The organism is Streptomyces sp. OZ13, assembly GCF_052068155.1.
Taxonomy (GTDB): Bacteria; Actinomycetota; Actinomycetes; order Streptomycetales; family Streptomycetaceae; genus Streptomyces.
Window position 1 is genome coordinate 31,926 of sequence record NZ_JBQHCZ010000014.1, and the last position, 24,130, is coordinate 56,055.

General features: G+C 71.4%; 19 protein-coding genes. 6 read left to right on the forward strand and 13 right to left on the reverse strand.

Annotation, left to right across the window (positions count from 1 at the left end; genetic code table 11):
* Positions 1-7 precede the first annotated feature (7 nt).
* On the reverse strand, positions 8-934 hold the full coding sequence (locus tag ACTMTU_RS26815) for a proline dehydrogenase family protein (protein ID WP_441266023.1): 927 nt from the start codon (positions 932-934) through the stop codon (positions 8-10).
* Positions 935-1,106: 172 nt separating this feature from the next.
* Here ACTMTU_RS26815 and ACTMTU_RS26820 point away from each other — a divergent pair, with 172 nt between their 5' ends.
* Positions 1,107-2,315 carry a PucR family transcriptional regulator gene (locus tag ACTMTU_RS26820; protein WP_441266024.1) on the forward strand — a complete coding sequence of 403 codons (1,209 nt, stop codon included), beginning with the start codon at positions 1,107-1,109 and terminating at the stop codon, positions 2,313-2,315.
* Positions 2,316-2,319: 4 nt separating this feature from the next.
* On the opposite strand, the gene ACTMTU_RS26825 is transcribed toward ACTMTU_RS26820, so the two are convergent.
* Complete coding sequence (locus ACTMTU_RS26825) at positions 2,320-2,907, reverse strand: TetR/AcrR family transcriptional regulator (protein WP_441266025.1); 588 nt, start codon at positions 2,905-2,907, stop codon at positions 2,320-2,322.
* Positions 2,908-3,004: 97 nt separating this feature from the next.
* Between ACTMTU_RS26825 and ACTMTU_RS26830 the strand changes: the two genes are divergently transcribed.
* Entirely contained in the window at positions 3,005-4,570 is a 1,566-nt protein-coding gene (locus ACTMTU_RS26830) for an MFS transporter (protein WP_441266026.1), read from the forward strand.
* A 442-nt stretch (positions 4,571-5,012) separates the two neighbouring features.
* Here ACTMTU_RS26830 and serA read toward each other — a convergent pair whose 3' ends face one another.
* From serA to ACTMTU_RS26860, 6 genes are all read right to left on the reverse strand, one after another.
* Positions 5,013-6,605, reverse strand: a complete 1,593-nt coding sequence (serA, locus tag ACTMTU_RS26835; protein WP_441266027.1) for a phosphoglycerate dehydrogenase — start codon at positions 6,603-6,605, stop codon at positions 5,013-5,015.
* A 230-nt stretch (positions 6,606-6,835) separates the two neighbouring features.
* The gene (gene ilvC / locus ACTMTU_RS26840; protein WP_307708445.1) at positions 6,836-7,837 is read right to left on the reverse strand and encodes a ketol-acid reductoisomerase; all 1,002 of its coding nucleotides are present in this window, start codon (positions 7,835-7,837) and stop codon (positions 6,836-6,838) included.
* A 92-nt stretch (positions 7,838-7,929) separates the two neighbouring features.
* Positions 7,930-8,454 (reverse strand): acetolactate synthase small subunit, encoded by a 525-nt coding sequence (gene ilvN / locus ACTMTU_RS26845; RefSeq protein ID WP_159686740.1) that lies wholly within the window; start codon positions 8,452-8,454, stop codon positions 7,930-7,932.
* A gap of 38 nt (positions 8,455-8,492) precedes the next feature.
* Positions 8,493-10,346 carry an acetolactate synthase large subunit gene (locus ACTMTU_RS26850; RefSeq protein WP_441266028.1) on the reverse strand — a complete coding sequence of 618 codons (1,854 nt, stop codon included), beginning with the start codon at positions 10,344-10,346 and terminating at the stop codon, positions 8,493-8,495.
* A gap of 231 nt (positions 10,347-10,577) precedes the next feature.
* The gene (locus tag ACTMTU_RS26855) at positions 10,578-13,382 is read right to left on the reverse strand and encodes a putative bifunctional diguanylate cyclase/phosphodiesterase (protein ID WP_441266029.1); all 2,805 of its coding nucleotides are present in this window, start codon (positions 13,380-13,382) and stop codon (positions 10,578-10,580) included.
* Between the two features lie 366 nt (positions 13,383-13,748).
* Positions 13,749-14,699 (reverse strand): 2-hydroxyacid dehydrogenase, encoded by a 951-nt coding sequence (locus ACTMTU_RS26860; RefSeq protein ID WP_441266030.1) that lies wholly within the window; start codon positions 14,697-14,699, stop codon positions 13,749-13,751.
* A 74-nt stretch (positions 14,700-14,773) separates the two neighbouring features.
* Between ACTMTU_RS26860 and ACTMTU_RS26865 the strand changes: the two genes are divergently transcribed.
* From ACTMTU_RS26865 to ACTMTU_RS26875, 3 genes are all read left to right on the forward strand, one after another.
* Positions 14,774-15,772, forward strand: coding sequence for an aldo/keto reductase (locus tag ACTMTU_RS26865; protein ID WP_441266031.1), 999 nt, complete (start codon positions 14,774-14,776; stop codon positions 15,770-15,772).
* Between the two features lie 352 nt (positions 15,773-16,124).
* A complete protein-coding gene (locus tag ACTMTU_RS26870; protein ID WP_441266151.1) occupies positions 16,125-17,267 on the forward strand; it encodes a PQQ-dependent sugar dehydrogenase in 1,143 nt (380 codons plus the stop codon).
* 13 nt (positions 17,268-17,280) lie between these two features.
* Positions 17,281-17,682: a DUF6191 domain-containing protein gene (locus ACTMTU_RS26875; protein WP_441266032.1), complete on the forward strand. Its 402-nt coding sequence runs from the start codon at positions 17,281-17,283 to the stop codon at positions 17,680-17,682.
* Here ACTMTU_RS26875 and ACTMTU_RS26880 read toward each other — a convergent pair.
* The gene (locus ACTMTU_RS26880) at positions 17,666-17,842 is read right to left on the reverse strand and encodes a hypothetical protein (RefSeq protein WP_441266033.1); all 177 of its coding nucleotides are present in this window, start codon (positions 17,840-17,842) and stop codon (positions 17,666-17,668) included. The two genes, ACTMTU_RS26875 and ACTMTU_RS26880, sit on opposite strands and share 17 nt — an antisense overlap.
* Positions 17,843-17,950: 108 nt before the next feature.
* Positions 17,951-19,201, reverse strand: a complete 1,251-nt coding sequence (locus ACTMTU_RS26885) for an MFS transporter (RefSeq protein WP_441266034.1) — start codon at positions 19,199-19,201, stop codon at positions 17,951-17,953.
* Between the two features lie 60 nt (positions 19,202-19,261).
* On the opposite strand from ACTMTU_RS26885, the gene ACTMTU_RS26890 reads away from it, so the two are divergent.
* On the forward strand, positions 19,262-20,266 hold the full coding sequence (locus ACTMTU_RS26890; protein ID WP_441266035.1) for an ArsR/SmtB family transcription factor: 1,005 nt from the start codon (positions 19,262-19,264) through the stop codon (positions 20,264-20,266).
* Between the two features lie 56 nt (positions 20,267-20,322).
* Here ACTMTU_RS26890 and ACTMTU_RS26895 read toward each other — a convergent pair whose 3' ends face one another.
* The 3 genes from ACTMTU_RS26895 to ACTMTU_RS26905 all read right to left on the reverse strand — a co-directional run bounded on the left by ACTMTU_RS26895 (position 20,323) and on the right by ACTMTU_RS26905 (position 23,953).
* Complete coding sequence (locus ACTMTU_RS26895) at positions 20,323-21,090, reverse strand: GNAT family N-acetyltransferase (RefSeq protein ID WP_441266036.1); 768 nt, start codon at positions 21,088-21,090, stop codon at positions 20,323-20,325.
* A 67-nt stretch (positions 21,091-21,157) separates the two neighbouring features.
* Positions 21,158-21,715 carry a GNAT family N-acetyltransferase gene (locus tag ACTMTU_RS26900; protein WP_441266037.1) on the reverse strand — a complete coding sequence of 186 codons (558 nt, stop codon included), beginning with the start codon at positions 21,713-21,715 and terminating at the stop codon, positions 21,158-21,160.
* A gap of 27 nt (positions 21,716-21,742) precedes the next feature.
* Positions 21,743-23,953, reverse strand: coding sequence for an MMPL family transporter (locus ACTMTU_RS26905; protein WP_441266038.1), 2,211 nt, complete (start codon positions 23,951-23,953; stop codon positions 21,743-21,745).
* Between the last annotated feature and the right edge of the window lie 177 nt (positions 23,954-24,130).

The window sequence follows — 24,130 nt, forward strand, 5'->3', positions numbered from 1 at the left end:
GGAGGGCTCAGCCCTTGGTGATCATCGAGCGGAGGAAGAAGAGCAGGTTGGCCGGCTTCTCCGCCAGGCGGCGCATGAAGTAGCCGTACCAGTCGGTGCCGTAGGCGGTGTAGACCCGCATCCGGTGGCCCTCCGCCGCGAGGCGGACGTGCTCGTCGCTGCGGATGCCGTACAGCATCTGGAACTCGTAGTCGTCGAGCTTGCGCCCGGCGCTGCGCGCCAGCTCCTGGGTGATGGCGATCAGACGCGGGTCGTGCGACCCGATCATCGGGTAGCCGTCGCCCTCCATCAGGATCTTCAGGACGCGGACGTACGCCTTGTCGATCTCGGCCTTGTCCTGGTGGGCGACGGAGGCGGGCTCCTTGTACGCGCCCTTCACGATCCGGACCCGGCTGCCGGCCTCGGAGAGTCGGCGGGCGTCGTCCTCGGTGCGGAACAGGTAGGCCTGGATCACACAGCCGGTCTGCGGGAAGTCCTTGCGGAGCTCCTCGTGGATGGCAAACATCGAGTCGAGGGTGGTGTGGTCCTCGGCATCCAGCGTAACCGTGGTGCCGATGGCGGCGGCGGCCTCGACGACCGGGCGGACGTTGGCGAGGGCCAGCTCGTGGCCGCCCTCGAGGGACTGGCCGAACATCGACAGTTTGACGGACATCTCGGCCTTGGTGCCGAGGCCGAGGCCCTCGAGCTGCTCGATCAGCTCGAGGTAGGCGTCGCGGGCGGCGGCGGCCTGCTCGCGGGTGGTGATGTCCTCACCGACGACGTCGAGGGTGACCTCGAGGCCCTTGGCCACGGCCTCCTTGACGACCGGAACGACCTGCTCGACCGTCTCACCGGCGATGAACCGGGCGACGACCTGCTTGGTCCCCGGGGCGGCCGACACGAAACGGCGCATCTTGTCGCTGCGCGAAGCGGCGAGGATCACGGGACCCAGCACGGGGGCACCTCCACGGAACAGGTGTTGAAGTGGCCGAAACCGGAAGCCCCCGGAAACGGCACGAAGAACCACCCTGAAACTAAGGATGGCGCGATCGCCGGGCCATCGACAGCTGTCACGCATCCGTGTCCCGGATCTCAGACATATGTCTGAAGGGTGCGAGAATGGGGGCGTGAAGGGCGACTACCAGGACCTCGTCGACGAGATCTCCGCGCTGCTGGCCATGCCGGCGACTCTGGAGAACCGGGACTTCGGGCTGATCGCCTTCGGCGCCCACGACAGCGACAGCGCCTTCGACGAGACCACCCTGGACCCGGTGCGCACCCGCTCGATCCTGACCCGCAGATCGACCCCGGCGGTGCGCGCCTGGTTCGAGGGCTTCGGCATCACCCGCGCCACCGGCCCGGTCCGCATTCCCGCCGCCCCGGACGCGGGTGTCTACCGCGACCGGATCTGTCTGCCGGTCCGCCACCGCGGCGTCGCCCTCGGGTACGTGTGGCTGCTCGACGCGGAGCCGGGGCCGTCGGCCGCCCAGCTGTCCGCCGCGATGGAGGTCGCCGACCGGATCGGGACACTGCTCGCGGACGAGGAGCGGGTCGGCGCGGATCTTTCCCGGGAGCTGCGGGCGGTGCTGTCTGCGGAGCGGGGCTGGCAGTACGACATGGCGGTGGCCGAGCTGGGCACCGGGCTGGGCACGGACGCGGAGGGACTGCACACGCTGGTGTGCGTGACGCCGTGGACGAAGGGCGACGCACCGTCCGTGCGTTCACTGCCCGGGGCCTCCGCCCTGTGCACGGTGCCCCTGCCCGTGCGGTCCGGTGGCGGGCGCACCGTGGAGACGGAGATCTCCGGCGAGGCGTCCGGCGGTCCGGCCGGTGCGGTGGCCGCGCTCGTACGACTCCGTTCCGCGGACAGCCTCTCCCCCGCGCTCTCGGCGGCGTCCCGTCTGGTGGACACGGCGGGCGGCGGCGAGGCGGCCGCCGGCGTGGCGACGCCGCTGCGCGGACTGGCCGGCCTGGGCCGCGCCTGGCGCGAGGCGGCTTCCGCCGCCCGGGCCGCGCGGGCGCAGACCCGGCTCGGGCCCGTCGCCCGGTGGTCGGACATCGGCCCGTACCGCCTGCTGACCGCCCTGCCCGCACAGGCCGCGGAGGATCCCGCGGTACGCGAACTACTGGCCCCCGCGCACCGCGAACTGGCCCGCACGGCGGAGGTGTTCCTCGACTGCGCCGGCCAGGCGGGGCGCACCGCCACGGCGCTGGGGATCCACCGCCAGACGCTCTACTACCGGCTCGGCCGCGTCGAGCAGCTCACCGGTCTGGACCTCGACGACGGGGAACACCGGCTGCTGCTGCACATGACTCTCAAGAGCGCCCGGCTGTAGCGCCTCACGGCGTCTCGCCGGCCGCCTTCATGACCCGCCGCAGCCCCTCGGTGAGTTCGTCGGCGCGGGTCGCGGTCGCCGGGTCGAACGACCACTGGGCGATGAGCCCCATCATCAGCGTCATGTAGAACTTCCCGAGCGTGTCGACGTCCTCCTCGGCGACATCGGCCTCGGCACCGCCCATGAACATGGGGATGATGCCCCGCGCGCCTTCACGCTGGGCCCGGGCCAGATGGTCGCGCACGGCGGGCAGTTGATCGCCCATGACGACGATCTCCATGCTCAGGTGCCACAGGGAGTCCGGGCCCGACATGGTGGCGATGATGTTCTTCCAGACCGCCTGGAAGCGGTCCGTCGAGCCGGGGCGCGTCCCCGTGGCCGCCTCCTCCGTGGCGTCGAAGTGGTCGGAGACGCCTTCGACCAGGGCGACGTACGCCTCCGCCAGCAGTGCGTCCTTCGAGCCGTAGTGGTAGCCGATCGACGCCAGGTTGGTCCCCGACTCCTTGACGATGTCCCGCGCCGTGGTGCGCACGAAGCCCTTTTCCATCAGGCAGCGCTTCGCGCCCTCGAGCAGATCCTCGCGATGTCCCATGCCAGGCAGCGTACCGGCATGCCATACGAGCGTCCTAGACGCATGTTTTATACAAATGTTCTAGACATGCGTTTAATACATCCGTACATTGCTGCGCATGACCCCACCGAGCACCACCGCGCCCCTTGCCGGCCGCCGCGAATGGACCGCCTTCGTCGTCCTTCTGCTGCCGCTCCTCCTGGTCTCCATGGACGTCTCCGTCCTCTACTTCGCGATCCCCGCCATCAGCCTCGAACTGGACCCGAGCAGCACACAGCAGCTGTGGATCTTCGACATCTACGCCTTCGCCCTCGCCGGGCTGCTGATGACCATGGGATCGCTCGGGGACCGCATCGGCCGCCGCCGGCTGCTCCTCGTCGGGGCCGTCGCGTTCGGCCTCGCCTCCGTCGGCGCCGCGTACGCGCAAAGCGCCGAAATGCTCATCGTCGCGCGGGCGTTGCTCGGCATCGGCGGCGCGACCCTGATGCCCTCGACCATGGCACTCGTGCGCAACATGTTCCGCGACGACAGGCAGCGCACCAAGGCGATCGGCATCTGGTCCGGCTGCATGGCCGGCGGCATCGCGCTCGGCTCCGTGATGGGCGGCGTCATGCTGGACCACTTCTGGTGGGGGTCGGTCTTCCTCGTCAACGTGCCCGCGATGCTGCTCCTGCTGGTCCTGGTGCCGGTCCTGGTGCCGGAGTTCAAGGACCCGGCCCCCGGTCGCTTCGACCTGCTCAGCGTGCCGCTGTCGATGGGCGCCGTACTGCCCGTCGTCTACGGGCTCAAGGAGATCGCCGCGGACGGCTACGGCATGGGACCGGCGATGAGCATCACGGCCGGCCTCGCGATCGGATTCGTCTTCGTGCGGCGCCAGCGGGTGCGCGACGACGCGATGATCGGCACGGAGCTGTTCCGGGCCCGCGGCTTCGGCCCCGGCGTCGCCCTCAACACCCTCGCCATGTTCGCCATGATGGGCTCCGCCTACTTCACCACGCAGTACCTGCAGTCCGTGCTCGGCATGGGGCCGCTGGAGGCCGCCCTGTGGAGCACCGCGCCCTCGCTCGCCGTCGGCGTCGCCGCCCCGGTGGCCGGCACGATCGCCGCCAGGACCGACCGGGCCCGGGTGATCGCCGCCGGCTTCCTGATCGCGGCAGCCGGGTTCGCCCTGCTGCTGCTGTCCGGGACCGACTCGCTGTGGATCGTGCTCGGCGCCGCCGCCGTCATCGGCTGCGGCATCGTCACCGTGATGGCGCTCGTCTCCGACCTGGCGCTCGCCGCGTCACCGCCGGAGAAGGCCGGCTCGGCGGCGTCGCTGCTCGAGACGGGACAGGAATTCGGCGGCGCGCTGGGCATGGCCGTCCTGGGCAGCATCGGCGCCGCGGTCTACCGCCGGGACCTCGCCGCCTCGGCTCCCTCGGGCCTGCCGCCCGAGGCCCTCGACACCGCCGGCGAGACCCTCGGCGGCGCGAGCGCCGTCGCCGCGGAACTGGGCGGCCCGGCCGGGGCGCAACTCCTCGCGACGGCGCGCGACGCGTTCGTGCACGGGATGCACGGGGCGGCGATCGGCGGGGCGGTCCTGGTGCTGGCGGGAGCGGGGTGCGCGGTGCTGATGCGCCGGGGCGTGCGGCCCGCCGGGGGCGCCGCGGAGGAGGGGGCGGCGCGGGGCGCGCTGGTGCGATAGCCGCTGCGCGGGGCGTGTTCCTCTCCCCCGCTGTACCGATGTGCGGCTCCGCCGCGTGGCGGGGCAGGCCCCGGACCCCGTACCGCGCTGCGGGCGGCGTACCGCGCTCCGCGCGGTGCCCTCAATCTCCCCCTACGGCCTGGCGGCCGTGGAAGGTGCCCCCAGGCGGGCTGACTGCGTCAGCCTCGCCGGCGATTGAGGCGCGGGGGGGTCCTGGGGCAGGCAGAGCCCCCGAAACACCGCGCGGAGCGCGGTGCCGGGTCCGGGCGGAGCCCCCACGCGGCGGAGCCGCACATCGGTACAGCGGGAAGGGTGGGGCGGGGAGGGGAACGGCCCGCCGCGAGTGGCACGCCCGGGAACCGCGGACGGCGAAGGGGCCCGGGAGACCCGGGCCCCTTCGCCGTACGGTGCGGTCGCCGCGTCGAGACGCGGGAAGCGCCGATCAGTCCACCAGGTTCACCGACCGCGCCGACGTCGCGCCGATCTCGTCCGAGATCTCCGCCAGCACCGCCGGCGGCACCGTGTCGTCGACAGTCAGGACGACGAGCGCCTCGCCGCCCTCCTCCGCCCGAGAGACCTGCATGCCGGCGATGTTGAGACCGGCCTCGCCGAGGATCCGGCCCACGGTGCCGACGATGCCCGGGCGGTCCTCGTAACGCAGGACGGCCATGTGGTCGGCGAGCGCCAGGTCCACGTCGTGCTCGCCGATCGCGACGATCTTCTGGAGGTGCTTGGGGCCGGCCAGCGTGCCGGAGACCGCGACCTCCTCGCCGCCGGAGAGCGTGCCGCGCACGGTGACGACGTTGCGGTGGTCGGGGGACTCCGAGCTCGTCGTCAGGCGGACCTCGACACCGCGCTCCTGCGCGAACAGCGGCGCGTTGACGTAGCTGACGGTCTCGTCGACGACGTCCTCGAACACGCCCTTGAGCGCGGACAGTTCGAGCACCTTGACGTCGTGCTGGGTGATCTCGCCGTAGACCTCGACGTCGAGACGGACCGCGACCTCGCCCGCGAGGGCGGTGAAGATGCGGCCGAGCTTCTCGGCGAGCGGCAGACCGGGGCGCACGTCCTCGGCGATCACGCCGCCCTGGACGTTGACCGCGTCCGGTACGAGCTCACCGGCGAGCGCGAGGCGCACGGAGCGGGCGACGGCGATGCCGGCCTTCTCCTGGGCCTCGTCCGTGGAGGCGCCGAGGTGCGGGGTGCACACGACCTGGTCGAGCTCGAAGAGCGGCGAGTCGGTGCAGGGCTCCTTGGCGTACACGTCGAGGCCGGCGCCGGCGACGCGGCCCTCCTTGAGCGCCGTGTACAGCGCCTGCTCGTCGACGATGCCGCCGCGCGCGGCGTTGACGATGCGGACGGCCGGCTTGACCTTGTGCAGCGCCTCGTCGCCGATCAGCCCCAGCGTCTCCGGGGTCTTCGGCAGGTGGACGGTGATGAAGTCGGAGACCTCGAGCAGCTCGTCGAGGGACAGCAGCTTGACGCCCATCTGCGCGGCGCGGGCCGGCTGCACGTAGGGGTCGTACGCGACGATCTTCATGCCGAACGCGGACATGCGCTGGGCGACCAGGACACCGATGCGGCCGAGGCCGACGACGCCGAGGGTCTTCTCGCTCAGCTCCACGCCGGTGTACTTCGAGCGCTTCCACTCGCCGTTCTTCAGCGCGGTGTTGGCCTGGGGGATGTTGCGCGCGGTGGCGACGAGCAGGCCGCACGCGAGCTCGGCGGCGGTGACGATGTTGGAGGTCGGGGCGTTGACGACCATCACGCCGGCCTTGGTGGCGGCGGACACGTCGACGTTGTCCAGACCGACGCCCGCGCGGGCGACGACACGCAGCTTCTTGGCGGCGGCGATGGCCTCGGCGTCGACCTTCGTCGCGGAGCGGACCAGGATCGCGTCGACGTCGGCGATGGCGGGGATGAGCTCCGCGCGGTCGGCGCCGTTGCAGTGCCGGATCTCGAAGTCCGGGCCCAGCGCGTCGACGGTGGCGGGCGACAGCTCTTCAGCGATGAGTACGACAGGTTTCGAGCTCACGTGAGTCCTCACAGATGCAGTGCGGACGGCCGTCCCGACGGCCGCAGGCGGTGGAGGGGGCAAGCCGCGTGGAAGACGCACGACACTGTGGGCCTGACGCGATGGTGTTGTTGAGCAGTGTAGTGGTGCCGCACGCTGCGTCTTGCGCCTCGTTGGCAGGATCACTCGTCCGTGGCTGGACGAAGTGGCGGAGGCGAGGGGACCGGGGACCGGCCCCCTCGCCCGGTCGCTCACGCCTCGTCGTTGTCGACCCAGCTCATGAGCTTGCGCAGCTCCTTGCCCGTGGTCTCGAGCAGGTGCTCGGAGTCCTGGGTCTTGTACTCGTTGTACTTCTTCAGACCACCGTGGTACTCGTCCATCCAGTTCTTGGCGAAGGTGCCGTCCTGGATCTCGGCGAGGACCTTCTTCATCTCGGCCTTGGTCTGGTCCGTGATGATCCGCGGGCCGGTGATGTAGTCGCCCCACTCGGCGGTCTCGGAGACCGACCAGCGCATCTTCTCGAGGCCGCCCTCGTACATGAGGTCCACGATCAGCTTCAGCTCGTGGAGGCACTCGAAGTAGGCGATCTCCGGCTGGTAGCCGGCCTCGGTCAGCGTCTCGAAGCCCGCCTTGACCAGCGCGGAGGCACCACCGCAGAGCACGGCCTGCTCACCGAACAGGTCGGTCTCCGTCTCCTCGGTGAAGGTCGTCTTGATGACGCCGGCGCGGGTGCCGCCGATGGCCTTGGCGTACGAGAGCGCCAGCGCGAAGGCGTTGCCGGTGGCGTCCTGCTCGACGGCGGCGATCGCCGGAACGCCGCGGCCCTCCTCGTACTGGCGGCGGACCAGGTGGCCCGGGCCCTTCGGGGCGACCAGGGCGACGTCGACGCCGGCCGGGGCCTTGATGAAGCCGAAGCGGACGTTGAAGCCGTGGGCGAAGAACAGCGCGTCGCCGTCCTTCAGGTTGTCCTTGACGGACTCCTCGTAGACCTGGGCCTGGATCGGGTCCGGGATCAGGATCATGATGACGTCGGCCTCGGCGGCGGCCTCGGCGGGCGTCACGACGCGCAGACCCTGCTCCTCGGCCTTGGCCTTGGACTTGGAGCCCTCGTGCAGACCGACACGGACGTCGACACCCGAGTCACGCAGCGACAGCGCGTGGGCGTGACCCTGGCTGCCGTAGCCGATGACCGCGACCTTGCGGTTCTGGATGATGGACAGGTCGGCATCGTCGTCGTAGAACAGCTCGGCCACTGGGATATCTCCTTGGAGTGCTGGTGTTGCGTCCCACCGTACGGCGGGAGAGGACGGGGAGGTTTCGGGGTCTCGCCAGGCGAGAAAGGGAGTCAGGCGCTGCGGTCCAGGGCGCGCAGCGACCGGTCCGTGATGGAACGGGCGCCCCGCCCTATGGCGATCGTGCCGGACTGGACGAGTTCCTTGATGCCGAACTGCTCCAGCATCTTCAGCATCGCTTCCAGCTTGTCACTCGAACCGGTGGCCTCGATGGTGACGGCCTCGGGCGACACGTCGACCGTCTTGGCGCGGAACAGCTGGACGATCTCGACGATCTGGGAGCGGGTCTCGTTGTCGGCGCGGACCTTCACCAGCACGAGCTCGCGCTGGATGGCGCCACCGGGCTCGAGTTCGACGATCTTCAGGACGTTGACGAGCTTGTTGAGCTGCTTGGTCACCTGCTCGAGCGGCAGGTCCTCGACCTGGACCACGATGGTGATGCGGGAGATGTCGGGGTGCTCGGTGACACCGACGGCGAGCGAGTCGATGTTGAAGCCGCGGCGGGAGAACAGGGCGGCGATCCTGGCCAGGATGCCGGGCGTGTTCTCCACCAGGACGGAGAGCGTGTGCTTGGACATGTGCGTCGTTCCTCTTCCTACAGCTCTTCCTGCGGCTCTCAGTCGTCTTCGTTGTCGCCGAAGTCGGGGCGGACACCCCGGGCGGCCATGACCTCGTCGTTGGAGGTGCCGGCGGCGACCATGGGCCACACCTGGGCGTCCTCGTGGACGATGAAGTCGATGACGACCGGGCGGTCGTTGATCGCGTTGGCCTCGGCGATGACCTTGTCGAGGTCGTCGGGCGACTCGCAGCGGATCGCGTGACAGCCCATGGCCTCCGACAGCTTGACGAAGTCCGGGACGCGGGTGCCGGCGCTCTTCTCCAGGCCGGTGGCCTCGGGGCCGGAGTGCAGCACCGTGTTGGAGTAGCGCTGGTTGTAGAACAGGGTCTGCCACTGGCGGACCATCCCGAGGGCGCCGTTGTTGATGATCGCGACCTTGATCGGGATGTTGTTCAGGGCGCAGGTGGTGAGTTCCTGGTTGGTCATCTGGAAGCAGCCGTCGCCGTCGATCGCCCAGACCGTGCGGTCCGGGGCTCCGGCCTTGGCGCCCATCGCCGCGGGAACCGCGTAGCCCATCGTGCCCGCGCCGCCGGAGTTCAGCCAGGTGGCGGGCTGCTCGTAGTCGATGAAGTGGGCGGCCCACATCTGGTGCTGGCCGACGCCGGCGGCGAAGATCGTGCCCTCGGGGGCGAGTTCGCCGATGCGCTGGATGACCTGCTGGGGGGCGAGGCTGCCGTCGCCCGGCTGCTCGTAGCCGAGCGGGTAGGTCTCGCGCCAGCGGTTGAGGTCCTTCCACCAGGCGCTGTAGTCGCCGGTGTTGCCGGTGCTGTGCTCGGCCTGGACGGCCTGGACCAGGTCGGCGATGACCTCGCGTGCGTCACCCACGATCGGGACGTCGGCGGCGCGGTTCTTGCCGATCTCCGCCGGGTCGATGTCGGCGTGGACGATCTTGGCGTACGGGGCGAAGCTGTCCAGCTTGCCGGTGACGCGGTCGTCGAAACGGGCTCCGAGGGCGACGATCAGGTCGGCCTTCTGCAGCGCGGTGACGGCGGTGACCGCACCGTGCATGCCCGGCATTCCCACGTGCAGCGGGTGGCTGTCGGGGAACGCGCCCAGCGCCATCAGGGTGGTGGTGACGGGGGCTCCGGTGAGCTCGGCGAGCACCTTCAGCTCGGCCGTTGCGCCGGCCTTGAGGACGCCGCCGCCGACGTACAGGACCGGGCGCTTGGCGCCGGTGATCAGCTTGGCGGCCTCGCGGATCTGCTTGGCGTGCGGCTTGGTGACCGGGCGGTAGCCGGGCAGCTCGGTCTGCGGCGGCCAGCTGAAGGTGGTCCTGGCCTGGAGGGCGTCCTTGGCGATGTCGACGAGGACGGGGCCGGGGCGGCCGGTGGACGCGATGTGGAAGGCCTCCGCGATGATGCGCGGGATGTCGTCGGCCTTGGTGACCAGGAAGTTGTGCTTGGTGATCGGCATCGTGATGCCGCAGATGTCCGCCTCCTGGAAGGCGTCCGTGCCGATGGCCTTGCTGGCGACCTGGCCGGTGATCGCGACCAGCGGCACGGAGTCCATGTGCGCGTCGGCGATCGGGGTGACCAGGTTGGTGGCGCCCGGGCCGGAGGTCGCCATGCAGACGCCGACCTTTCCGGTGGCCTGCGCGTAGCCGGTGGCGGCGTGGCCCGCGCCCTGCTCGTGGCGGACCAGGACGTGGCGGACCTTCGAGGAGTCCATCATCGGGTCGTACGCCGGGAGGATCGCGCCGCCCGGGATGCCGAACACCGTGTCGGCCCCTACTTCCTCGAGAGAGCGAATGAGGGACTGCGCACCCGTGACGTGTTCGACGGTGGCGGACGGCTGTCCGCCGGTACGGGCCCGCGGCTGCGGATGGTGGGCCCCGGAGGCCTGCTCGGTCATCGGCGTTCTCTTCTCGAAGCTGAGGGTTTTCGCGAGGTTTGATGCGGTTCTGATCTGGCTGCTGTCGGCGCCGGTGCAACAAAAAACCCCTCGTGCCGTGAGGCAAGCGAGGGGAGCGCGTCGGGAGGTGTCTGCAGAGCTGTCGGTGCGGCCCTGCTAGCCGACGCGCTTTCCAAGTACGAGAATTCGGGTGCGCATGGCAATGACCCTCCCCCCGGCGCGCTACCACTGTCAAGTGGGTGGGACGCGCGTCTCATTATTTGAGCCATTCCGGGCAGGCGGAACGCCCGCGGCCAGCAGCGGCAGCCCCAGCCCGTCGGGCACCGGATACTCGCCCCTGGCCAGCGCACGGCGCAGCCGGTACTCGTCCAGCGGCCCCGAGAAGGCCATTCCCTGGCCGTGGGTGCATCCCATGGCGCGCAGCGCCAGCACCTGCTCCGGCACGTCCACGCCGTCCGCCACCGACTGCAAGCCGAGGTCGCCCGCGATCCGCAGCAGCCCGCTCGTGATCTTGTGCACTCTCGCCGACTCGACGACGCCCTCGATCAGGCCCCTGTCCAGTTTCAGCACGTCCACGGGGAGCCTGCGCAGGGCGTTGATGGCCGCGTAGCCGCTGCCGAAGCCGTCCAGCGCGATGCGTACGCCCATCCTGCGCAGGGCGGTCAGCCGCTGTTCGAGCTCGTCGAAGGAGATGCGCGGATCACTGTCCGCGAGCTCGATGACGAGTGCGCCCGACGGCAGGCCGTGCCGCGTGAGCAGGGCCTCGATGGAGCCGAGCGGCAGCGCCCTGTCCAGCAGCAGACGCGCGGGCAGTCGTACCGACACCGTTGTCCGGTGGCCCGCGCCGGCGCGTTCCGCCGCCTGGCCGACGGCCTCCTCCAGCAGCCAGCGGCCGAGCTCGGCGCTGCGGTCGCCGTCGTCGGAGACCCGCAGGAACTCGGCAGGGGTGAAGAGGATGCCCTGCGCGGAGCGCCAGCGCGCCTGCGCGGAGACCGCCGCGATCCGGCCGGTGGTGAGGCTCACCACCGGCTGGTGCAGCAGCGCGAACTCGCCCTCGTGCAGAGCGCTGCGCAGCCGTGCGGCGAGTTCGGTGCGCCGGACCACCTCGGCCTGCATCTGGGGCGCGTACAGCTCCACGCGGTCCTTGCCCGCGGCCTTGGCCCGGTACATGGCGAGGTCGGCGTTGCGCATCAGGTCGGTGGGGCTCATCGCGGGCTCGGCGAAGGCGACGCCGATGGAGGCCGCCACCCGCACCTCGCCGCCGTCGATGCGGTACGGCTGGGAGAGCATGAGCCGCAGCCGGTCGGCGATCTCCAGCACCTGCGACTCGCGGGCGGACCTGTCCCCGGACCCGTCGCCGACGATCAGGGCGGCGAACTCGTCGCCGCCGAGCCGGGCGGCCGTGTCGGCGGCCCGTACGGAGTCGGCCAGCCGCCGCGCCGCCTGGATCAGCAGCTCGTCGCCCGCCTGGTGGCCGAGCCGGTCGTTGACGCCTTTGAAGCCGTCGAGGTCGATGAAGAGCACCGCGGTGCCCTCGTCGCCCGCCCTGCGGCCGTTCAGGGCGCCCCTGACCCGCTCGGTGAACAGCGCCCGGTTGGGGAGGTCGGTGAGCGGGTCGTGCTCCGCGTTGTGCTGTAACTGGGCCTGCAGCCGGACCCTTTCCGTGACGTCACGGCTGTTGAAGATCAGGCCGCCCTGGTGACGGCTGACGGTCGATTCCACGTTGAGCCAGTCGCCGGAACCGGATCTGAACCGGCACTCCATGCGTGTGGTGGGCTCCGCCGACGGCTCCGCGGCGAGGAAGCGGCGCAGTTCGTGGACGACGCGGCCGAGGTCCTCCGGGTGGATGAGCGAGGCGAGCTCGGTGCCGACCAGTTCCTCCGCGTCACGCCCGTAGACGCCTGCGGCGGCGGGCGAGACGTAGCGCAGGACCCCCGACGGCGCCGCGATCATGATGACGTCGCTCGATCCCTGCACCAGCGAGCGGAAGTGGTTCTCCTTCTGCGCCAGTTCGTGGGTGAGGGCGATGTTGTCGAGGAGCATGATGCCCTGCCGCACGACGAGGGCGAGGACGACGGTGCAGCCGGTGAGCACGACGACCCGGTCGACCCGGCGCCCCTCGATGACGTTGTGGAGGATGCCGAGGGTGCACACGGCCGCGGCCAGGTACGGGGTCAGCGCGGACAGTGAGCTCGTTATGGGACGCACCGGATTCCTCGTGCCCCGTGGCGGACCCGCCGGCTCACCGGTGCCTCCCCAGGGTGCGTAGGCGAGCAGCAGCGAGCCCGCGAACCAGCCGGCGTCCAGCAGTTGGCCGGAGCTGTAGCTCTCCCGCAGCAGCGGGGAGGTGAACAGGGCGTCGCACAGCACCGTGAGCGCGAGGCCGGCGATCGCGGTGTTGACCGCGGACCGGTTGGCGGGAGAGCGGCGGAAGTGCAGCGCGAGCACCATGCTGACCAGCACGATGTCGAGCAGCGGATAGGCCAGCGCGAGAGCGGCCGGGGCCACGCTCTCGCCCTGTGCGTGTGCGGTGTGGGCGAGCGCGAGGCTCCAGGAGAGTGTGAGCAGCGAGCCGCCGATCAGCCAGGCGTCGAGCGCGAGGCAGACCCAGCCGGCCTTGGAGACCGGCCGCTTGGCCAGGACCAGGAGTCCCACGATGGCGGGCGGCGCGAAGCAGAGGAAGAACAGATCGGCCACGGACGTGCTCGGCACGGCGCGGCCGAGCACGACCTCGTACCAGCCCCAGACGGCGTTGCCCGCCGCCGCCATGGCGGAGGAGAAGGCGAACAGCAGCCACGCGGGCCGGAAGCGGCACTTCTGCGTGCGGGCGTAGAGCAGGCAGGAGACGGCGGCGATCAGGGCGGCCAGGCTGAGGCCGAAGTCGCCCATGATCAGAGCCAGTCGGTCGGAGCCCCAGCCGAAGGCGGCGCCCACTCCGTAGCCGGCGCAGACGACGGCCAGGACGAGCTGGTGCTTCAGCCTCGAGCCGCCGCGCGGCAGCGCGTCCCGGAACAGCAGTGCCCCTGGCGCGCTCATCGCGCTGTCCGGGGTTGCGCCGCCGTCCCCGGGGGCGCGGGCGGCACGGAGGCCTGGGGCGCGGCCGTCGGAGTCGTCGCTCCGCGCAGCGCAGTGCGCGGGAGTCGCCAGCGGCTGCCCTGCCGCGTCGGATCGTCGGTCCATCGGCCATGCATCGCCCGTCGCCCCCCTCACGTCTGATCGGCAATCAGTTCGCGCCACAGCACCACCCCTCGCACGGTGCAGCCCCCAGGTCGGGACGATACACCAATATCGTCACTCAGGGACATAGCCCCTCTACTCTCCGTGACGATCTCTGGCGATTAAGGCACGCGGTGCATTCGAGTGACTTCGAAGCGTGTCGGATCGTGGTCGGCTCGAAGGTCGTTATCCGGTCGTCACGACGACATTCCGCAACGCCTCGCCCGCCGCGAAGCGGCTGACCTGATCGGCCAGCAGGCGCTTGGCCCGGGGCATGAACGCCGAGGTGGAGCCGCCGACATGGGGACTGATCAGTACGCCGCGGGCGTGCCACAGCGGGTGTCCGGCGGGCAGCGGCTCGGGATCCGTCACATCGAGAGCGGCGGTGATCCGACCGGTCTCCACCTCCGCGAGCAGCGCCTTTGTGTCGACGACCGGACCGCGGGCGACATTGACGAGCAGCGCGCCGTCCTTCATCCGGCTCAGGAAGTCGGCCCCCACCAGGCCCTTCGTCCGGTCGGTGAGCGGAGTGGACAGGATCACGACATCGGCGTCCGGCAACAGGACGGGAAGGTCGGTGAGTGCGCGCACTTCGCCGCGCTCCGTTGTCCGGGCGGAGCGCGCGACGCGCGCCACCCGCGCACACTCGAACGGCGCGAGCCGGTCCTCGACGGCGGCGCCGATGGACCCGTATCCCACGATGAGCACCGACTTGTCGGCCAGCGACGGGTAGAAGCCGGCCCGCCACTGCTCCGAGTCCTGCCCGCGTACGAACCCGGGGATGCCGCGCAGCGAGGCGAGGACGAGCGCGAGGGCGAGCTCGGCCGTGGACGCCTCGTGGACGCCCTTGGCGTTGCACAGCCGCACGCCGGCGGGCAGCAGGTCGAGTCCCGGCTCCACATGGTCGATGCCCGCGGACAGCGTCTGCACGACGCGTACGGACTTCATGGCGGACAGCGGCCGTATGGCCACCTCCATGCCCTTCATGTACGGGACGGCGTAGAAGGCGCAGTCGGCGGGGTCGGCGGGGAAGTCGGGTCCGCCGTCCCAGAACCGGTACGTCAGGCCCGTGGCGGAGGGCGCGGGGAGGCCGTCGATCTCGTCGGCCGGGACGGGGAGCCACACATCAGCAGTCATGGTCAGGAGGCTATGCGAAGGCCGCGGGCGCCCATTGGTTAGTTTGGGAGCGGCCGAGGGAGAGGTACGGGGAGTTGGAGCGCAGGGCGATCGGTGCGGCGGGCCTCGAGGTGGGCGCCGTGGGGCTCGGCTGCATGCCGATGAGCTGGGCCTACAGCAGCTCCCAGCAGCGTGGGGACCGGTCGCTCCGTACCGTCCACAGCGCGCTCGACGCCGGTTCGAGCCTGCTGGACACGGCCGACATGTACGGCCCGTTCACCAACGAGCTGCTGCTCGGCCGGGTCCTCAAGGAACGGCGCGAGGACGCCTTCGTGTCGACGAAGGCGGGCCTGCTCGTCGGCGACCAGCACATCGTCGCCAATGGGCGGCCCGGCTATGTGAAGCGTGCCTGCGACGCCTCGCTGCGGCGGCTCCAGACCGACGTGATCGACCTGTACCAGCTCCACCGCGCCGACCCCGAGGTGCCCGTGGAGGAGACCTGGGGCGCGATGGCGGAACTGGTCGGCGCCGGCAAGGTGCGGGCTCTCGGGATGTGCGCCGTCGGTGCACGGGCGTCACGCCGCTCGGGGGGCGACCTGTACGAGGGAACGATTCGCCAACTGGAGCGGATGCAGCAGGTATTCCCGGTGAGCACGGTGCAGGCGGAGCTGTCGGTGTGGTCGCCCCGGGCCCTGGAACGGCTCCTCCCGTGGTGCGAGGCGCGCGGGGTGGGATTCCTCGCGGCCACACCGCTGGGGAACGGCTTCCTGACGGGGACGCTCACCCCGGGGCAGGGTTTCGAGCCGGACGACGTACGGGCGCGCCACCCCCGGTTCACGGCGGAGATGATGGCCGCCAACCAGCCGGTCGTGGCCGGACTGCGCCGGGTCGCCGCTCGGCACGGGAGCGCCGTCACACCGGCACAGGTGGCCCTGGCCTGGGTACTGGCCCAGGGGCGGCACGTGGTGCCGGTACCCGGTACGAAGCGGCCGGAATGGGCGGTGGAGAACGCGGGCGCGTGGAAGGTGGAGCTCACGGCGTACGACCTGGCGGAGATCGCGGCGCTGCCGCCGGCACGGGGTTCGTGGGACTGAGCGGCGCGGCGGCCGGGTTGCGGACCCGGCGCGCTGACCGCGGCCGGGGCGCCTCGGCGGGCCGGAGTGTCGGCCGCTGCCGAGGCGTCTCGGCGGGCCCGGCGGCGGCGCGCGGACGGCTGCTGCGGCTCGGCTCCCGACCCGGCTCGCGGACCGCTGCCGAGGCTTACCGGTGTATCGGAGACCGGCCGCTGCCGAGGCGTCTTGCGGGCCCGGCACTTGGACGGCTGCCGCAGCTTCTCCGCAAGATCGGGAACCTGAACGGCGGCAGCGGTGTAAGAAGAACAGGAAGGCAGCTCCAGCCGCCGTCGAAGGGATCAGAACCGTGCACCGTCCTGCAGTGACGGCCGTAATGGCCGCCGTCGCACTCCTCTTTGCGGCCGGATGCTCGTCGGGCGACGGGACGAATCCGTCCGCCGGTACACCCGGCGCCTCCAAAGAGGCCGCCTCGCCCTCGACCGCGGCACCGAGCCCCGCGCCCAGCCCCGCCGGCCCGCCCGCGAAGGGCTCCGTGAAGGTCGTGTCCACCCTGGCGGAGGACCTCAAGTCGCCCTGGGGCGCGGCCGTCCTGCCTGGCGGCGACCTGCTGGTGACCTCGCGGGACGAGGGGACGATCACGCGCGTCGACGCGGAGAGCGGCGACAAGACCGAGATCGGTTCCGTGCCGGGTGTCGCACCGGGCGGGGAGGGCGGCCTGCTGGGTCTCGCGATCTCCCCCTCGTTCGCCTCCGACCGCCAGGTGTACGTGTACTTCACCACCGCCTCCGACAACCGCATCGCCCGCCTGCTCTACGACGAGCAGAAGCCGGCCGGCCAGCAGTTGGGCGCGCCGGACACGGTGCTCCGCGGCATCCCCAAGGGGATCATCCACAACGGCGGCCGGATCGCCTTCGGCCCGGACAAGATGCTGTACGCGGGCACGGGCGAGACGGGCGAGACCGGTCTCGCCCAGGACAAGGAGTCGCTGGGCGGCAAGATCCTCCGCATGACGCCGGACGGCCGCCCGGTCCACGGCAACCCGGAGGCCGACTCCGTCGTCTACTCGTACGGCCACCGCAATGTGCAGGGCCTCGCCTGGGACTCCGAGAAGCGACTGTGGGCGGCGGAGTTCGGGCAGAACACCTGGGACGAGCTCAATCTGATCGAGCCGGGGAAGAACTACGGCTGGCCGGAGGTCGAGGGCGAGGGCGGCCGGTCCGGCTTCGTCGACCCCGTCGCGCAGTGGAAGACGACGGACGCCTCACCGAGCGGCATCGCGTACGCGGGGGGCTCGATCTGGATGGCGGGGCTGCTCGGCGAACGCCTGTGGCGCATCCCGCTGTCCGGGACCGCGCCTTCCGCGGACCCGCAGGCGTTCCTCGAGGAGGAGCACGGCCGTCTGCGCACCGTCGTACCGGCGGGCGGGGACAAGCTCTGGCTCCTCACCAGCGAGACCGACTCCCGCGGCACGCCGGAGTCGGGCGACGACAAGATCCTCCAGCTGGAGGTCCGATAGGGGAGGCCGATCCGTGTTCAACGCCTTCGAGGAGATCTTCGCACCCGGCCGTAAGCACACCGACGACGAACGAAACCGTCTGGCGCTGACCAGGGTCGACGTAGGCGACGGCGACCCCGGCCGTGGCCCGATCGACCTCGACTCGGGCAAGGTGACGGTCAGGGCCACGGACGCGACGCGCCCGGACGATCCGTCGGCAGTAGACGCTCCGGCGCCGGACGCGACGGTGGGGCCGGCCCGGGAGCCGGGTGCAGCAGCCGGAGCCGCCGGAACCGCTGACGCGGCAGGTCCGGGCGGCGCGGCAGGCACGGGCGGCGGCGCCGTCGGCACGGCCGATGCCGACGGCACGGCTGAGGCGCAAGAGGTGGACGGGCCCGAGAATCCGTCGTCGCGGAGGATCACGCCGCCTGGGTGAAACACCTGCGGTCAGGACGGCTCGACCGTGCTGTCCCTCCGTCGTCGGCGGAGGAACGCTCGGCGCGGCGCGTGCCTGCGGCGCGGAGGACGCGGCGTTCGGCGTCGGCCTCCCGGATCAGGTCGGCGCGGCGCAGCTGCTGCATGGCGTGGTCGAGCATGTCGTTCCTCCAGTGTCGACGGGGCCTTCCCCGGTGGTGCGGGCGGCGGCGCCGGGCGGCTGCCGGATCTCCGGAGGCGCGAGGCGTCTTGGAGCGCGTGCCGGGGCGTCAGGCTGTTTCGGCTGGGCTGGGGTCCTTGCCCGCGCCGGTGTTCCCGCGGTGGGTACCGGTTGTCTCCGGCACGCGTTCCGCGACCGCTGCCAGGCGTCGGAGGCCCGGTGTCAGGGCGAGGGTGACCGCGGCGGAGGCGGCGGCCATCACGGTCATGGCGGTCGCGGGCGAGGTGAGCTGCGCGACGCCGCCCGCGACGGCCGCGGCGACGCCCTGCATGGTGAGCATCCCCGAGGAGTGCAGTCCCAAGGCGTGACCCGTCAGCTCGCTCGGCGTCAGGGACAGCAGGCGTTCCTGGAGCAGCAGGCTGGCGGAGAAGCCGACCGCCCCCACGGTCACGGCGGCGAGCGCCACGGGCAGCGCGGGGTGCAGAACGAAGATCAGGTACGGGGCGGCGAGCAACAGCAGCAGGGGCGGCGCACCGAATCTGTCACGCCAGGGCGCGGGCAGGAAGCGGCCGGTCAGGACGTCCCCCGCCAGCATGCCCACCGCGGTGCAGGCGAACAGGAGCCCCGCGTGGCGGGGAGCGTAGGAGACGAAGAGGGACTCGCAGCCGACGACGAGTCCGTTGGGCACCCACAGGGCGAGGTAGACGCGGCGCCGCGGTTTCGACGCCCACAGCCGCGCGTTGGTCCTCCAGCTCTCACGCGCGGACGGTCGGCCTTTCGCGCGCGACGGCCGGTTCGTGAGACCGATGCGGGCGACGGCCGCGGAGACGACGTACAGGGCGGCTCCGGTGAGCAGGACGTCGCGCGGGGTCAGGACGTTGACGAGTACGCCGCCGATGGCATAGCCGCAGACCTGGAGGCTTCCCGCGCACATGTTGTGCACGGACCGGCCGAGTATGTAGCCGTCTGCGGGGAGGATCTCGGTGAGCAGTCCGTAGCGCACCCCGCCGCCGATCGAGCCGACCGTGCCCTGCACCGACAGGATCGCGAAGATGCCCCACACCGGCAGGCCGGGCAGGGCCAGGGCCGTGGTGGCCGCGGCGAAGAAGAGCGCCAGGCCGACGGTCGCGGTGCGCGGGGGCAGCCGGTCCGCCGCCGACAGCAGGAGACTCGCGCCGATCATCTGCGCCAGCTTCGGGCCGAACATGCTGAGGGCCGCGAGGAGCGGCGACCCGGTCGCGTCGTGGACGAGCGTCCCCAGGGCGAGCCCGCTCACTGTCAGTGCAGCCACGTGTGCGGCGGTGGCCGCCAGCAGCGGGGCGAACTCCGGGGCTCGGAAGAGTTCTTGGTAGGTGCGCATGGACGGAGTGTCGGCAGCCGTTCGGGCGCGGAGTTAATGTTTCGCGGGGAGGCGAAACCATTGGGCTGGTGGGAGGTCAACGCGGACACGCTCGCGGGCGGCCGCTTCGTCGTGTCCCCGCTCTGCGAGACGACGGCGAGCCTGATGGTCCTGATGAGGGACGCGGCCGCGCATCCGGCCGAGCGCCGGTGGCTGGAGCGTCACCGGCACGCGTTCCGGGAGCGGCTTGCCGCCGATCCGGTCACCGCCCTGCTGGTGCCCGTCGCCCTGGGCAGGCACCGGTGGATAGCCGACTTCCTGACGCCGGTGCCGCCGCTCGAGCGTGCGGCGCCGGGCGGCGGCGCTGAGTTCCACGACGAGCTAACGCGGATCCGCGAGACACCGGCCGACGTGGCCCGCGCCGACCTCGAGGTCGCTCACCGCGGGCCGCTGCCCGACCTGCTGCTGCGCCCGGATCTGCCGGAGCGCGTCGCCGGCCTGCTGGAGTGGGTGTGGCGGGAGACCGTGGCGCCCGACTGGCCGCGGCGGCGGCGCGTCATCGAGGCCGATGTGGTCGCGCGCACCGACCAGTTGAGCCGGGCGGGCTGGGCGGCGGCGCTGGACGACATGCACCCGGAGATGCGGTGGCTGGGCGACAACCGGCTGCAGATCAACACCCGTGCCTTCCCGCCCCGGCAGCTGCTGGGAGCGCAGCTGCTGTTCGTACCGATCACGCCGCGCACGGGATGGATCTCCACGGACCGGCCGGACGCCGACGGCACGGTGCACCGGAACGCCGTGGTGTACCCGTGCTCGGGCACGCTGGCGGAGCCGGAGCGCGCCGCCGCCCCGGAGGCGCTGGCCAGGCTGCTGGGCACCGGGCGGGCGAGCGTGCTGGTGCTCCTGGACAGCCCGATGAGCACGACGCACCTGGTGGCGCTGACGGGCCAGGGTCTCGGCTCCGTGGGCCGGCACCTCAAGGTGCTCCTGGGCGCCGGGCTGGTGGGCCGCCGCCGTGCGGGACGGTCCGTGCTCTACTACCGCTCGACCGCCGGCGACGTACTGGTGCGGGCCCAGGGCTCGTAGCGACCGCGGGGCGTGCCGGCCCCGGGAATCACAACGCGTGCCTCACAGCCCGTGGCTCACGGCTCGTAGACGTACGGCGTCGTGGTGCACAGCGCCGTGAAACCGAGCCGTTCGAGGATGGGCCGGCTGTCGTCCGACGCGTCGACCTGCAGAAAGCGGACGCCGCCGGCCACCGCGAGACGTGCCCGGTGGGCGACCAGGGCCCGGTAGATGCCGCGTCCGCGCCATGCGGCGAGCGTGCCGCCGCCCCAGAGTCCGGCGAAGTCCGTCCCCGGGTAGCGTTCCATGCGTGCGGAGCAGACCGGGAGGTCGCCCGCCATCGCGAGGGTGATGTCGATCGTGTCGGGTTCCTTGGCCAGCTGGACGAGGAGTTGCTCGCGCAGCCGCTCGCTGCTGGTGCCGAAAGCCTGCTCGTGCACCTGTGCCACGAGGTCGACGCCCGCCGGGCCGGTCACCGGCTCCAGCCGTACCCCGTCGGGCAGTCCGGCGCCGGCGGTCAGGCCGGCGGCCTCCCCGACCATCACCGTCTCGTCGGGCTCCGGGGTGAATCCGGCCGCGAGCAACCGCTCACCGAGGTCGTGCGGAGCGTCGTAGCTGTACAGCTTCCACTCGAAGGGGCGGCCGAGCCCGGAGAAGTACCGCACCTGACCCTCGATCGCGGCATCGGCGGTCTCCGGACGCAGCGCGGACCACAGGACACCGCTCCAGTCACCGTCGGCGCCGGTCCGGCGCACCACGTCGCCGGCCGGCTCGCCCCCGGGGGCGTGCCGGCGCAACTGCCGGTCGAACAGGGCGAGTACGGCTTGCTGATCACTTGGGTCCATCCGGGCATTGGAGCACCGCCCGCTCGGGAGCACCATCGGTTTTCTGCGCTGCCCTTCGAGCTGCCCGCTACGCGGCCCGCCGCTTGCGCCACTCAGGCGCCAGCACCGACCAGATCTGCTCGTCGTGCCGCTCGCCGCGGTACAGGTAGAGCTCCCGCTGGGTGCCCTCGTGTGTCATGCCCAGGCGCTTGGCGACGTTGATGCTGGCCTGGTTGGCGGAGGCGACGATCCATTCGACGCGGTGCATTCCGCGTACCTCCACCGCCCAGTCGATGATGACCGTCACGGCGCGCGTGACCAGGCCCCGGCCCGCCGCGGTGGGTTCGAGCCAGCAGCCCGCCTCGCAGGTCCCCTGGGCCACGTCCATGGTGCGGAACATGACGCCGCCGACGAGGGTGCCCTCCAGCCAGATGCCGTAGATGCGTCCCGTGTCCGCGGCGGCCTTGTCGGCGTACGACTGGAGGAAGGTCCTTGCGGCGGGGACGTCCTTGACGATGTCCGGCAGGCCGACGTGGCGGCCGATGTACTCGCGGCCACGGTCGATGTGGGCGAAGAACTCCTCCGCCTGCCAGGGTTCCAGGGGACGCAGTTCCGCTCCGTCGTCGCCGAGGCTTATGGCAAACACAGTGCTCCTCCGGTGGACTGCGGGCCGTTACTGCACGAGCTCGCCGTCCTCGCGCGCGCGTGCACCGGGGATCCTCGCATGCGCGGCCTCGCGGCACTCGGGCTTTTCGATGCTGATCCGGGGCAGCAGGCGGCCCATCCACCGGGGCAGCCACCAGTTCGCGCCGCCGAGCATGTGCATCAGCGCGGGCACCAGCAGGGTGCGCAGTATGAAGGCGTCCAGCGCCACGGCAGCGGCGAGGCCGATGCCGAACATGGCGATGACGCGGTCGCCGCTGAGTACGAAGGCGAGGAAGACGGAGATCATGATGACGGCCGCGGAGTTGATCACGCGGCTGGTCTCGGCGAGCCCGACCCGTACCGCGCGCCGGTTGTCGCCGGTCTCCAGCCATTCCTCGTACATCCGGCTGACCAGGAAGACCTGGTAGTCCATGGAGAGGCCGAAGAGCACAGAGACCATGATCACCGGCAGGAAGGGCTCGATGGGGCCCGCGCTGCCGAGGCCGAGCAGCTCGCTGCCCCAGCCCCACTGGAAAACGGCCACGACGATGCCGAAGGCGGAGGCGACGGCGAGGACGTTCATCGCCGCGGCCTTCAGCGGGATGCCGAGGGAGCGGAAGGCGAGCAGCAGCAGGAGGCAGCCGAGCGCGATGACGACGCCGACGAAGAGGGGCAGCTTGCCGACGATGACCTCGGCGAAGTCGTCGTAGCCGGCGGTGACACCGCCGACGTGCACCTGGAGCGAGGTGCCGTTCTCCGCGACCGGCAGGACCTCGGAGCGCAGGCGGTCGACGAGTTCGCTCGTCGTCTTCGACTGGGGCGCGGACTCCGGGATGACGGTGAGCACCGCCGTGTCCCCGCTGCTGTTGTAGGCGACGGGCCCGGCGGACGCGACGCCGTCGGTGGCGCGGAGGTCCTCCCGAAGCCGGTCCAGCGCCATGTGGTCGTCGGGTCCCTCCAGCTCGGCGACGAGTGTGAGGGGCCCGTTGACGCCGGGGCCGAAGCCCTCGGCGAGCATGTCGTACGACTGCCGGGTGGTGGCGGAGGCGGGGCCGTTGCCCTGGTCGGACGTGCCGAGGTGCAGCGAGAACGTCGGCAGGGCCAGCACCAGCATGACGACCGCGGCGAAGGCGCCCAGCAGCTTGGGCCGGCGCTCGACGAAGGCGGACCAGCGGGCGGCGAAGCCGGTCGGCAGTTCGGGCTGCGGCCCCTCTTCGGCCAGCCGGCGGCGCTCGCGCCGGCTCAGGGCCCGCATGCCGATCATCGAGAGCATGGCGGGCAGCAGCGTCACGGACGCGGCGACGGTGAGGACGACGGTGAGGGACGCGGCGATCGCGACGCCGTTGAGGAAGCCGAGTCGCAGGATCAGCATCCCGAGGAGCGCGATGCAGACGGTGGCGCCGGCGAAGACGACGGCGCGGCCCGTGGTGGCCACGGCGTCGCGAACCGCCTCGTCCACCGGAAGGCCGCGCTTGAGCCCCTTGCGGTGTCTGGTGACGATGAAGAGCGCGTAGTCGATGCCGACGCCGAGGCCGATCAGGAGGCCCAGCATGGGCGCGAAGTCGGCGACGGTCATGACATGGCCGAGGAGAACGATGCCCGCGTAGGCGGTTCCGACGGACACGAGCGCCGTGGCGATGGGCAGCACGCTGGCGGCGAGGGAGCCGAAGACCAGGAAGAGGACGACCGCGGCGACCGCCACACCGACCATTTCGGCGAGATGCCCGTCGGGGGCCTCGGTCAGGGCGATGGCGCTGCCGCCGAGTTCGACGTCCACCCCGTCGACCGCGGCGGCCTTCGCGGTGTCGACGACGGCCCTGGCCTGCGCCTCGGGGATGTCCTCGACCTGGTGGTCGAAGGCGACCACGGCGAAGGCGGTGCGGGAGTCGGGGCTGATCTGTGTGGCGCCGTCGCTGCCGTACGGGCTCACGACGCCGGCGATGCCGTCGAGCCCGGCGACGTCCTGGAGCATGTCGGACATGCGCTTCTCGACGTCGGGGGCCCGGACGCTGCCGCTGTCGGTGCGCCAGACGATGGTGTCGCTGTCGCCGGCCCGGCCGTGGAAGCCCTCCTGGAGGAGGGTGGTGGCACGGCCGGATTCGGTGCCCGGGACCTCGTAGTCGTTGGAGTAGGCGGCTCCGGCGACGCCCGCGGCGGCCGCGACGCCGCCGAGGGTGACGAGCCAGAGCAGTACGACGACGAGGCGGTGCCTGACGCACCACCGGGCAATTGCTGCCAACGGACCGGCTCCCCTGATGGTTCGTGGATCTTTGGTCGGGAAAGGCCCGCAAAGAACTCATGACCTGCAAGGAAACACTCTGGCAGCCAATCGTGATCGTTTGTCCCTTTTGTGGGGTGAGTCACACAGATGCACACCGGTACATAACGGTGCACATCGCTGCCCCATGACAGCGAT